An 11,549-nucleotide genomic window follows, 5' to 3' on the forward strand; every position below is an offset into this window, starting at 1 on the left:
TTAATCGATCGTTTAAGAATTGGTAAAGTGGTTGACTTTATCCATGTGCATTATGCTGATGTCTGGAATTATCCTCTTTTCAATGTTGCAGATATAGGTGTCTGTGTCGGTGTAGCGTTGATTATAATTGATATGATATTTTTGGAAAGTAAGCGTAATGAATAAACAAGTGAATATTGATCAGTACAAATAAAAAGAACTAGCGTCATAGTCACTCTATACGGAAAAATACTTTTTATACTTGAGTATGTTTATAAAATGTGAACTGGAAGGTAATGTATGACTGGTATAGGTACTCACTCATTTTAGGTCTTAAAACCCAATACTTAAAAGCTCTGCGTAGAGCCATTATTATAGAGACATTGAATAATCCATAAATTCTTTATTGATAATAACAAAAGGAAAATATAGTGTCACAGGCTCAGCCAACTATTGAAAAAATTCACAGCCTTAGAAAAAAACAAGAGACCGCGTTAAAAAGTCTTACCCTTATAGGCTACCTAGAAGGCACCTCTTTCTTATTATTGCTCTTCATCGCCATGCCACTAAAATATATGCTGGATATTCCAGAAGGTGTGAAATACATCGGTATGGCACACGGTATTTTGTTTATTACCTATATCATAATACTTATAGGCTCAGCTATCAAAATGAAAATGCCTCTTTGGGCAATACCTGCGGGCGTACTCGGCTCACTCTTACCTTTTGGCCCATTTATATTCGATCATTTACTAAAAAATAACTTACAGAAAAGTGTAAGTAAAGAAGCCTAGAACAAGCTCTGCTACAAATGATACAAATGATACAAACGTATATTATTACTCAAGATTATTTTTCCTAACTAAATTACAAGCCGCCATCACTCATCATGGCGACAAATGAATAATATTGAGCAGAAATTAATCACAATAAAACTTTGATTCAGACCCAGTATGAATAGTCTTACACTCTAGTTACTTTTCCAACTTATCTTACATACTATCGACAAACCCGTCTTGTTTAAAAGCTAAACAGGTTTTGTCATCCGCGATGGATTTCCTGTTATCGTAGGGTATGCCTCAAAGGTACTACCTAATTAGGTTCACTTATCAACTAATAGACCACTTAAAATAGACTGATATGATGGAACTACTTTTGACAGACTACTTTAGGTGATTGTGTTTACTAAACCATATCTGAAGGCTTTCACCGAAAAGTAAGACGATAAGCGTGCTGAAAAAGAGTCTATACAGCCCGCTTTAGATTATGGCCATTCTCACTAAATATGATCATAAATACTCAAATACTCAAATACTCAAAATACTCAAAATACTCAAAATACTCAAAATACTCAAAATATTGTCAAAAATAGCTTGAACTCTTGTCAACTGAATCGTTTTTACATGTCTTTACTTAAAACATTTTAAATACTTAATTTCAATACTTAGTGTTGAATAAAAAAGCTATACCTAAGCTGCTACTGATGACTAACTACTTTTTTAATACGCGATAAACGGTAGCTACCCCAACACCAACTGCCTTAGCTACTTCCTCTTTTGTCATATTGTTTTGACTGTTTAATTCTATAATACGATTATGTTTCGTTGTATTAGGCTTTTTACCAGTGGGCTTATAGCCACTGTTAGCCAATCCCTGCTTGATACGCTCTCTACGCTTGTCGTTATCAAGCTTTGCCATTGTGGCTAATAAGTCGATTAACATATCGTTGATCACCCTGAGAATATCCCCGGTCATACCTTCACTGACCGTATGCGTGGTTGGTAGATCAGCTACCACCAATCGTAAGCCCTTGTCTTTAATGCGCTGCTTTAAGATTGCAAAATCATCTTGAGATAGCCTGCTTAATCTATCCACACTTTCAACCAGTAGAATATCTCCTTCTTCAGCGTCATTGAGTAACAGAGTGAGTGCGGGTCTATCGAGCTTCGTACCACTGAAATGCTCAATATATTCAGCATAGCTATCATCGTAGCTTTTGCTAAAGCTAATCAAGTCAGATAAGGCTCTCTTAGCGTCTTGATCCTTAGTGCTTGCTCTCACATAAATACGAACGCTCATAACACTACCTCTATTATTTAGACTCAATAAATAATGTTCATTGATAATATCAAGATATTACTATCATTTAATAATAGAAACAAGTCTAATGATAGCTAGGTTATCGTTTGGGGGTTTTACTGTTAAGGTATAGTCTAATGGTAGATTGTCAGGCGCTTTCACTGGTTCGGTTCCCTAGTGAGGACTTGAATATTAAGCTATCCTCTATGTCCTATTCTCAATTGAGTTTTTATGTCTAATATACTAAGTAATGAACCTATAATACAATACGAACCACAGAGCCTACGTCCAATAGTAGCTACTATTGGAGTACTTTTTAAAGATGGAAAGGTGCTTTTAGTACGCCGTGCTAACCCACCCGATGCAGGTCGATGGGGTTTTCCCGGTGGTAAAATTGAACGTGGGGAAACTGTTAAAGATGCTGCCGTTCGTGAACTTTATGAAGAGACAAGCATTGTATCAAAAGCCTTTAAGACATTTAACGCTGTAGACGCGTTTGACTTTGATAGTAGTGGTAAGCTGCGTCACCATTTTGTTCTTGTAGCCGTACTTTGTATTTGGGTTTCTGGTGATCCTCTAGCAGGTGATGACGCCCTAGAAGCTAGATTTTTCGATATTGAAGATTTGATCAATGCAGATTTAGCCCTTAGCTTAGATGTTAAAGAAATAGCATTACAAGCAGCTGAGTTACTCTAAAAAGTAAGAAAGTTCGATATTCTATACCCCAGGGGGAGGGTGTAAATAATTCTGTGTAAATACAGTTGAGAGTGTAAATAAAACTGTATTTACACAGAATTATTTACACCCTCCCAGTAACAGCCGATGTAGCCTTACGTTTGCACGATGCTTTAGGTATTAGTGCTGATTTACTCATGCGCGTTCAATCAAAGTACTCTCTTTGGATCGAATCGCAAAAACAACGTCCACAAATTCAGCCATTTTTTGCGAGTTGTTAGTGGTTTGACCCACTAACAACTAACACGTTGGCTATTCATTGAGTAAATCCTAAACTCAACTAATTCTTTTATTTATCAGGCAACCATTTTTCGACATTCGACGGCACATTCACGGCAAGCATCAGCACATTGCTGGCAGTATTGATGCTCATGTTGGCTACATTCATCTGCACAGTATTCACAAACCTTGGCACAAAGCTCACAAATTTCTTTCATAAAAGGAGATTCTGTTTGCTGCATACGAGCACAGAGCTGACAAATATCTGCACAATCTAGACAACGCTGAATACATTCTCGCATCATCTCCAGATTTTCTTCTTTTAGACAGGCATTTGCACAACTGGCACAGGTAAGGTAACAGTTCATACATGCCTTTGCGCAATCTGAAAATTGGATATCGTTCATCATACTTCCCTAAAGTCAATTGATTTAGGAATAGGCTAATCAAAAAAAAAGATATACACTAGGACGATTATGTAAGGGAAAGTAAAATAGTCATAGATTTTGTTAAATGGTTTTAGGAGAGTGTAAATGCAGTGTCGATGAAGGACTGCATGAGCTGCTTTTGAAAGTCTTTGATGTCATCGAAGCTTTTCATGCTGCTGGCCATTTGCTCAGCCAGTTTCTTGATGTCAGATTGGTTAGTCATTGCTTATTCTCCTGTTAGTGGATTATAAGCAGTTACACAAAGTTTGGGAAACTCTCATGGAAATTGCCTTTTGAGTTTGAAGCAATGTACAATGATAAGATTAACCCGTTAGGTCAGGTGGCCTAACTTAAATAAAAAGTCTCCGACAAACCCGGTACGGTTCACTATCTATTGTTATTCTTACCTGAAATTGATGTGAGCTTATAGAGACAAGGTAAATTTGCAAAAGTGCCGGCTATTCAGTGTTCATTGAATGTTTAATTTAATTTATTAAGCTTGACCTTGGAGTGGCTCTAAGCCTTATACTTGGTACAAATTTTTCGGTTGTTATGATGATGCGTTCTACTACATGGATTACAGTCTTGGTTGGATTGTTCATGTTCCAAAGCTTTTGGAATGTGGCGGCGGCCTTTTGTGTCCATGAACAACAGCCTCAATCACAGCAGAGTTATCATTTTGGTCATCACCAAAATACCTTGTGTGCCAGCGATAGTCGTCAACACGATCATAATGGACAGTCAGAAAACATAAAAACATTCAGTAGCGATTTAGAAATCGGTGAAGATCATCAAGATCATCTACCATCGATGATGCATTTGATTGTACAAAATGAAAAAGTAGATGTGTTTCATCCAAGCTCTGAAGTTAAAGTGAATCCACAATTTCATTGGAAAAACAGCTATCAGGCTCCTGACCTGTTTCAACAAAGCCTACCTCCCGAATTTTCCCCGCTCATGGTGGGGTAGCCTAAAACATTCCCACCACTTTTATTATTTAAATAAGTGGGAAAAATCATGTCTTCACAATCAATTATACTCTTGCGTCATAGCTTGGTTGCTTGTATATGTGCAGCGGCTATGCAATATAGCTATGCTGAAAACGTTACCAGCTTTGAATCCGCTTTAGCAAAAGTACAAAGTTACCAGACTCAAGACAAGCCGTGGCAACAAGTTCAGCAAATATCTGAATTGAATATTCAGCAAAGTCGGTTATGGCAGAATCCAAGTATAAGTTTAGAACAGTCTGGCTTTGGCTCAGGTCAAGAACAGGAATTCAATGTTGGCGTTAGTCAACCTCTAGATCTATTTGGTCAGCGTAAGCTGAACCGGGTGATTGCCAATACCTCGAATCAACAAATCCAATTGCAACAGCAATTATGGAAGGCACAAAGCCAACTGATTGTTAAATTTGCATGGTCGCAATTTGCACTTGCTGAGGTTGAGCAGTCTGCTTATTCAGTACAGTTAAAAACAAGTAAAGTCAATCTGGACAGTGCCCAGAAACGCTATCAGGCAGGCAGTATTGCCCTGGTTGATTTTGAGCGTGCCCAAATTGAAGCGCTAGAAATCCAACGACTTTATGAGCAAGCGATGCTGAATAAACAAGCTGCCGGTCGTCAGCTGTCTAATTTGTGGGGGGGAGAAACATCTTCACATCTTCAATTGAATAAAACCGCTATCCCTTGGCCAGAGCAAAGTCTCCAAACTGTGCAACGGTATATTGCTGAAGGGTGGCTAGAAAAACTCTATGCCTTGAACATTCAGCAATCGGATCATCAAATTGAAAATTTAAGAATTCAGGCACGTCCCAATCCGACTTTAAATGTAGGCATGAAACGTAGCAAAACCCCTAATGAAAGCAACGATACGACTTTAGCAATCGGCGTGGCTATTCCACTGAATATTTTCAATCGCCAGCAATATGCGATCCCGATGGTCCAGCAACAGCAAATATTGCTGAACCAACAGCAGCAGCGTGAGCTGAAGCAACAAATACTCGATATTGCCAACAGCATGCATCAGCTCAAAGGTTTACGTAGCCAGTTCGATGCCACAACAGCACAAGTTACTTTGGCGACCAAAGTTCAGAGCCGTACTTTACTAGGGTTTCAGGCAGGGAAACTGTCCATTACCGACGTTCAGCAAGCAACCACCCAACTGCAGAATCTTCGATTGGGTCAATTACAAACTCTACGTCAAGCTTGGCAAACTGCCCTAGCAGCTGAGGCACTCAGTATTGGCACAAGTTATGAAGAAATTAGCCGTTCGGATGCCTATACACAACTGAATAAAAAGGCAGTCGAAGCATCGCAAAATTTAATCAATGGGGGAGCACGATAAAATGAACGCCAAGCAAAACGGAAAAATATCCCAGTCTCTCATGATTGCAATTTTGATTCTGATTACGGTCTTGGTCAGTCTGGCTATTTGGTTAAGTTCAAAAAAAACTGAATCTGAGGGGCGTGGTTATGATGAGGGAAATGCCGAATATTCTGATGAAGATAGTTCTGAAGAAGGACATGCTGAAGAAGGCGAAATACAACTGACCAGCCAACAAATGGTTGAACAAGGTTTAAAAGTTGCTGTTGCATCCACAGGATTGGTTGAAAAGCTGACAACCCTGCCAGGTAAATTGGTGGTGAATACCGATCAACAAGCGCATATATCGCCTAATTTTAGTGGTTATGTCGAGCAGATCAATGTGGCTTTAGGACAGAGCGTGCAAAAAGGACAAACGCTGGCTGTACTAACCGTGCCTGAACTGATCGACCAACAGGCAAATCTGCGTATGGCACAGGTGAATCTGGATTTGGCCCGTAAAGATTACCAGCGCGAACAGCAACTCTGGTCACAGGGGGTTTCTGCCAAACAGGATTACCAGCGTGCCGAAAATGCCTACCGTCAAGCGCAGATTACTGTCCAGTCCTCACAAGCACGTTTAAATGCATTAGGTGCAAGTGGCAATAACAATGGGCGTTTTCTGATTAAAGCACCGATCTCTGGGGTGATCAGTCAAAAAGATATTGTGGTCGGTGAAAATGTGCAACTGGCTAATCAGCTCTTTGTCATTGAACAGCTGAAAGATTTATGGCTTGAGTTTAATTTGCCGAATCAATTCTCAGGTCAACTGCAAGCCGGGCAAAAAATTGACTTTAAAGTGAATGATTCAGATCAAAGCTATAAAGCTACTGTACAAAGCTTAACCTCTCAGGCAGATGTACAAACAGGGCGTCTGGTGGTGCGCGCAAAACTCGATGCGCAAGCTACTGAGTTGCGTTCTAATGTGTTAGTGAGAGTGTTGATTCCGGAAGCTACAGCAAAATCAGCCCTTCGGATTCAAAAGTCTGCGCTGCAAAGTATTGAAGGTGAAGACAGTATTTTCATCGTAGATTCAGAACAAAAAGGTCAAGTCCACTTAAAAGCACAGAAAGTGCAATTGGGGCAGGCTTCAAGTGATGGACAATGGCTTGAAGTGATTTCTGGGCTGACTGAAGGGCAGAAGTATATCGCTCAAGGCAGTTTCTTGTTGAAATCTGAATTAGAAAAAGACGAGGCAGGCCATGGACATTAATTCTGATCTACCAAAACCCGAAGGTTTATTCGAACGAATCATTCAGTTTTCCATACAAAATGCGATTTGGGTGTTGCTCTTTGTCTGTACCTGGATTGCGGTCGGGGTGTATAGCTATCAGAAACTCCCGATTGATGCTGTACCCGATATTACCAATACCCAAGTCCAGATTAATACTCAAGCCAAGGGTTTTACTGCGCTTGAAGTCGAACAGCTGATTACCTATCCCATTGAAAATGCCATGGCTGGCATTCCGGATCTGGAGCTTACCCGTTCCATATCCCGTTATGGACTCTCTCAAGTCACCATTATCTTTAAAGATGGGACTGATATTTATTGGGCCCGTCAGCAGATTAACCAACGGACACAGGAGGCGCAATCTGAGTTGCCTGCACAAATCGCACCGACGATGTCCCCCGTTTCTACGGGTCTCGGTGAGATTTATCAATGGGTACTGAAGGCAGATCCGAATGCGAAAAAGCCGGATGGAACTGCATACACGCCGATGGATTTGCGTGAGATTCAGGACTGGATTGTGCGTCCTCAACTGCAACGTGTTAAGGGAGTTGCAGAGGTCAACAGTATTGGTGGTTTTGAAAAAACCTATGTGGTCTCTCCCGATTTAAACCGGATGCAGCAACTGAATATCTCATTAGAACAACTGCAACAGGCTTTAGCGCAAAATAATGAGAACCGAGGTGCAGGTTATATTGAAGACAATGGTCAGCAACTGACGGTACGTGTACCGGGTGCATTCAATGGGCTTTCTGATATTGAGAACACCATGCTGGGTAGCCCAAATGGCAGCCCAATTCGGGTTGGTGATATTGCGCAAGTCTCTATTGGGCATGATTTAAGAACCGGTGGGGCAACCTATAACGGCAAAGAAACCGTTTTAGGGGTTGTCATGATGGCGATGGGTGGAAATAGCCAGACTGTTTCTAAAGCTGTGGATGCCAAGCTTCAAGATATTCAGAATAGTTTGCCTAAAGGGGTAGTGATTGAAACGGTGTACGACCGTACTATCTTGGTTGAGAAGGCGATTAAAACCGTTCAGAAAAACTTGGTAGAGGGAGCAATCCTGGTCATCATCATTCTGTTCCTGTTTTTAGGGAATATCCGTGCTGCCTTGATTACTGCCTGTGTCATTCCACTCTCTATGCTGTTTACCTTAACCGGGATGGCACAGCAAAATATCAGTGCCAATCTGATGAGTTTAGGTGCACTCGATTTCGGCATCATTGTCGATGGTGCTGTGGTGATTGTCGAAAACTGTATCCGGCGTTTAGCCCATACACAGCAACTGTTAAAACGACCTCTCACACAAAGTGAACGCTTTAAGGAAGTTTTTCTGGCTGCCCGCCAAGCACGTCGTCCTCTTATTTTTGGTCAGCTTATTATTTTGGTGGTGTATTTGCCGATTTTTGCTTTAAGTGGTGTGGAAGCAAAAATGTTCCATCCGATGGCATTGGCAGTGGTACTCGCCCTTGTTGCAGCCATTATTTTATCGATCACCTTTGTGCCTGCTGCTGTGGCATTGTGGGTCAAAGGCGATATTCAAGAAAAAGAAAGTCGTTGGATGTTATGGCTAAAAGCTAAATATCAGCAAACTCTTGATATTTCGTATCAATACAAAGCAGTTGTGCTGACTTTTGCACTGTGTTTATTAGTGATTACGGGATTTATCAGTACCAAACTCGGCAGTGAATTTGCACCACAGCTCAGTGAAGGAGACTTTGCGATACAACAGTTACGTTCACCAAGTACAGGCTTAGAAGAGTCTTTACGTATTCAGGAGAATACTGAAAAACTTCTTTTAAAGAGTTTCCCTGAAATTAAGGCAGTATTTGCCAGAACGGGTACAGCCGAGGTTGCAACAGATGTCATGCCACCCAATATTTCAGATGGCTATATCATGTTAAAGCCTCGTTCAGAATGGCCAAATCCTAAAGAAAGTTTAGATGAATTACGTGGCCGTATGGTGACGTATTTAGCCACGATTCCAGGCAATAATAGTGAATTTTCACAACCGATTGAACTCCGATTTAATGAATTGATCTCAGGTGTGCGTAGTGATGTTGGTGTGAAAATCTTCGGTGATGATATGAATGTCCTCAATACTGAGGCGACTAAAATCTCCAAAATCATTCAGCAAATATCGGGTAGCAGTGCCGTGAAAGTTGAGCAGACCTCAGGTTTGCCATTACTGAATGTCGAGGTAAATAAAACTTTGGCTGCACAATATGGTTTGAGTGTGCGTTCAATTCAAGACCTTGTGGCAACCAATATTGGTGGACAAAGCGTGGGAGAGATTTTAGAAGGCGATCGTCGTTTTGATTTTGTTATCCGTCTTGGAGAGCAAGACCGTAGTGTCGCATCTGTTTCCCAGTTACCTATTCAGCTTCCAAATGGTGGCAGTATTTTATTGTCGGATGTCGCGCAAGTCTCGACCATTGAAGGAATCAACCAAGTCAGTCGAGAAAATGGTAAACGCCGAGTTGTGGTTACAACGAATGTTGAAGGGCGTGATTTAGGGTCTTTTGTTTCTGATGTACAGACACAGCTCAAAGCATACACTTTGCCAAGTGGTTATTGGATAGAATATGGCGGTCAGTTTGAAAATTTGGCTTCAGCCAAAGCACGGATGCAAATCGTGATTCCACTGGCTTTAATCACTATCTTTATTTTACTGATGGCGGTCTTTCACAATGTCAAAGAAAGTCTATTGGTCTTTACCGGGATACCCTTTGCCTTGACCGGTGGTGTGCTGTTCCTTTGGCTAAGGGATATTCCATTATCGATGTCAGCTGGAATTGGCTTTATTGCCTTATCTGGTGTTGCAGTCCTCAATGGACTGGTAATGCTGACCTTTATTAAGGAATTAAGGGACAAATATCCAGTGCATAAAGCCGTGTGGCAAGGGGCTATTTTGCGCTTAAGACCAGTGTTGATGACAGCTTGTGTGGCTTCACTGGGTTTTGTACCAATGGCGCTGGCAACCGGAACAGGGGCTGAGGTTCAACGGCCACTGGCAACCGTAGTGATTGGCGGGATTATCTCTTCAACATTACTAACTTTGGTGCTGTTACCCGTGCTTTATCGTTGGATAAATGAAAAAAAAGTTTCTTAATCCAATAGATTAGTCGATTTACAGCAGAGATATTGGCTGTTATCCAATATCTCTGCTCATCATAAATAGAATAAGGAAAATATTTTATGTCAGAACATCATGATCATAGCCATGCGGTTGTTACTGAAGAAAATAGTAAGAAGTTAATGGTTGCCTTAGGTTTAACGACTACTTTTTTAATAGTAGAAGTTGTCGCTGCTTTTGAGACCATCCCGAATTCTGTGTAACTGCCGTTTAGATTAAATGCTTGCTGATACGGTCATCAAACATAATCATAAAACGATTCAGAGCAGACGTCCAGTTACGGATTGGCATCGACCACGAGCCCATCCTGGATTTTGTGTAACTTCTATTTGCTAATAGGGTATAAGAAGTTACACAAAGTTTAGGAAAGTCCCTTTTTTATACCTATCGCTCAACCAACTTTTCCTCAATCATTTCAGTCAACAACTCAGTCACCGTTTTTCGGCTTTCAAGCGCGTACCGCTTGAGCGCAATGTGTTTATCTTCATCTAAATTAAAATTCACGCGTACCGTCTTTTTGGGACTGTCCGTCACATCCGATAAAGCCAATTGATCCTTAACGTTCTTACTAGGACGACCTGCTGATAAACTCATGACTTACTCCTCACCAAAAAATATTTGAATCTCACTGACCAATGCGGTTATCTCTTGTATCGCATTGCTACTAGGCGATTCGGTATCAAATACTGTCTTACCAAGGGCAGCACTATTAGGATAAGCAACTCGCTGCATCACTCTGGTCTCTAATACCGGAATATTATAATCAAGCAGCGCGGTTGCAACCTCTTTACCAATATTGGTATTTTGAATGGCGCGTGAGACAACAAAGGCTGCCTTTAGTTGGCCATCCATCATCTCAATACGCTGCTGCACTAAATCAACCAAATCGCTGGTCGCCCAGATATCATAGGGGCTCGGCTGCACCGGAATCAATATAAAATCAGCCGCTTTTATAGCAGAAATAGCCAGACTAGTAGCTTGCGGCGATCCATCGATCACCACATAATCTTTATCAGAGACGTTTTTTAAATCTTTATCAAGTGTTGGTCTATCGAGCCCAATCACCGGTACCGGATTGTCTTCATCAACTGCTCTCCAGTCACGCGCACTGCCCTGCTGGTCACTATCCACCAACAAAACACTATGGCCTTTTAGCTGTAAGCCACGAGCCAAATGCGTTGCGATGGTAGTCTTACCGCTGCCACCCTTTTGATTTAATACCGCGATTACCTTCATAAATACAGATCCCTGTAGTATGTATTGAGTATATAAGTATATAAGTATATAAGTATATAAGTATATAAGTATATAAGTATATAAGTATATAAGTATATAAGTATATAAGTATATAAGTATATAAGTATATAAGTATATAAGTATA

The 11,549-nt window shown here is 40.8% G+C and carries 11 protein-coding genes and 2 pseudogenes; 8 read left to right on the forward strand and 5 right to left on the reverse strand.

What is annotated here, in order from left to right:
* Positions 1-165, forward strand: a 165-nt coding sequence (locus AC58CZ_RS13010) for a signal peptidase II (RefSeq protein ID WP_497413155.1), incomplete at its 5' end; no start/stop codon positions are given.
* A 245-nt stretch (positions 166-410) separates the two neighbouring features.
* Positions 411-773, forward strand: coding sequence for a DUF3817 domain-containing protein (locus AC58CZ_RS13015; RefSeq protein WP_087813587.1), 363 nt, complete (start codon positions 411-413; stop codon positions 771-773).
* Positions 774-1,470: 697 nt separating this feature from the next.
* Here AC58CZ_RS13015 and AC58CZ_RS13020 read toward each other — a convergent pair.
* Positions 1,471-2,058, reverse strand: coding sequence for a recombinase family protein (locus AC58CZ_RS13020; protein WP_101204374.1), 588 nt, complete (start codon positions 2,056-2,058; stop codon positions 1,471-1,473).
* A gap of 231 nt (positions 2,059-2,289) precedes the next feature.
* Between AC58CZ_RS13020 and AC58CZ_RS13025 the strand changes: the two genes are divergently transcribed.
* Positions 2,290-2,754 (forward strand): NUDIX hydrolase, encoded by a 465-nt coding sequence (locus tag AC58CZ_RS13025; RefSeq protein ID WP_007115209.1) that lies wholly within the window; start codon positions 2,290-2,292, stop codon positions 2,752-2,754.
* Between the two features lie 335 nt (positions 2,755-3,089).
* On the opposite strand, the gene AC58CZ_RS13030 is transcribed toward AC58CZ_RS13025, so the two are convergent.
* Together AC58CZ_RS13030 and AC58CZ_RS13035 are read right to left on the reverse strand one after the other, a co-directional pair.
* On the reverse strand, positions 3,090-3,419 hold the full coding sequence (locus AC58CZ_RS13030; protein ID WP_093071101.1) for a four-helix bundle copper-binding protein: 330 nt from the start codon (positions 3,417-3,419) through the stop codon (positions 3,090-3,092).
* Positions 3,420-3,546: 127 nt separating this feature from the next.
* Positions 3,547-3,663 (reverse strand): annotated as a pseudogene (locus AC58CZ_RS13035) (transposase); the annotation flags it as partial.
* Between the two features lie 332 nt (positions 3,664-3,995).
* Here AC58CZ_RS13035 and AC58CZ_RS13040 point away from each other — a divergent pair.
* The 5 genes and pseudogenes from AC58CZ_RS13040 to AC58CZ_RS13060 form a co-directional block, all read left to right on the forward strand.
* Positions 3,996-4,409, forward strand: a complete 414-nt coding sequence (locus AC58CZ_RS13040) for a cation efflux protein, CzcI-like (protein ID WP_227502390.1) — start codon at positions 3,996-3,998, stop codon at positions 4,407-4,409.
* A gap of 48 nt (positions 4,410-4,457) precedes the next feature.
* On the forward strand, positions 4,458-5,783 hold the full coding sequence (locus tag AC58CZ_RS13045) for a TolC family protein (protein ID WP_025644122.1): 1,326 nt from the start codon (positions 4,458-4,460) through the stop codon (positions 5,781-5,783).
* 1 nt (position 5,784) lies between these two features.
* The gene (locus tag AC58CZ_RS13050; RefSeq protein WP_068034974.1) at positions 5,785-7,014 is read left to right on the forward strand and encodes an efflux RND transporter periplasmic adaptor subunit; all 1,230 of its coding nucleotides are present in this window, start codon (positions 5,785-5,787) and stop codon (positions 7,012-7,014) included.
* Positions 7,004-10,144: an efflux RND transporter permease subunit gene (locus AC58CZ_RS13055; RefSeq protein ID WP_212564575.1), complete on the forward strand. Its 3,141-nt coding sequence runs from the start codon at positions 7,004-7,006 to the stop codon at positions 10,142-10,144. Before AC58CZ_RS13050 ends, AC58CZ_RS13055 begins: the two co-directional genes overlap by 11 nt.
* An 86-nt stretch (positions 10,145-10,230) precedes the next feature.
* Positions 10,231-10,353, forward strand: a pseudogene (locus tag AC58CZ_RS13060) (cation diffusion facilitator family transporter); the annotation flags it as partial.
* 199 nt (positions 10,354-10,552) lie between these two features.
* Here the strand turns inward: AC58CZ_RS13060 and AC58CZ_RS13065 are convergent.
* Both AC58CZ_RS13065 and parA read right to left on the reverse strand, forming a co-directional pair.
* A complete protein-coding gene (locus AC58CZ_RS13065; protein ID WP_025652656.1) occupies positions 10,553-10,762 on the reverse strand; it encodes a plasmid partition protein ParG in 210 nt (69 codons plus the stop codon).
* A 3-nt stretch (positions 10,763-10,765) separates the two neighbouring features.
* Positions 10,766-11,404: a ParA family partition ATPase gene (parA, locus tag AC58CZ_RS13070; protein WP_025652655.1), complete on the reverse strand. Its 639-nt coding sequence runs from the start codon at positions 11,402-11,404 to the stop codon at positions 10,766-10,768.
* Positions 11,405-11,549 lie beyond the last annotated feature (145 nt).

It is taken from the genome of Psychrobacter sp. CR212 (assembly GCF_059693765.1).

Coding starts and splice junctions, on each gene's coding strand:
- AC58CZ_RS13020 (WP_101204374.1), bottom strand. CDS start 2,058: ATGAGCGTTCGTATTTATGTGAGAGCAAGCACTAAGGATCAAGACGCT.
- AC58CZ_RS13025 (WP_007115209.1), top strand. CDS start 2,290: ATGTCTAATATACTAAGTAATGAACCTATAATACAATACGAACCACAG.
- AC58CZ_RS13030 (WP_093071101.1), bottom strand. CDS start 3,419: ATGAACGATATCCAATTTTCAGATTGCGCAAAGGCATGTATGAACTGT.
- AC58CZ_RS13040 (WP_227502390.1), top strand. CDS start 3,996: ATGATGCGTTCTACTACATGGATTACAGTCTTGGTTGGATTGTTCATG.
- AC58CZ_RS13045 (WP_025644122.1), top strand. CDS start 4,458: ATGTCTTCACAATCAATTATACTCTTGCGTCATAGCTTGGTTGCTTGT.
- AC58CZ_RS13050 (WP_068034974.1), top strand. CDS start 5,785: ATGAACGCCAAGCAAAACGGAAAAATATCCCAGTCTCTCATGATTGCA.
- AC58CZ_RS13055 (WP_212564575.1), top strand. CDS start 7,004: ATGGACATTAATTCTGATCTACCAAAACCCGAAGGTTTATTCGAACGA.
- AC58CZ_RS13065 (WP_025652656.1), bottom strand. CDS start 10,762: ATGAGTTTATCAGCAGGTCGTCCTAGTAAGAACGTTAAGGATCAATTG.
- parA (WP_025652655.1), bottom strand. CDS start 11,404: ATGAAGGTAATCGCGGTATTAAATCAAAAGGGTGGCAGCGGTAAGACT.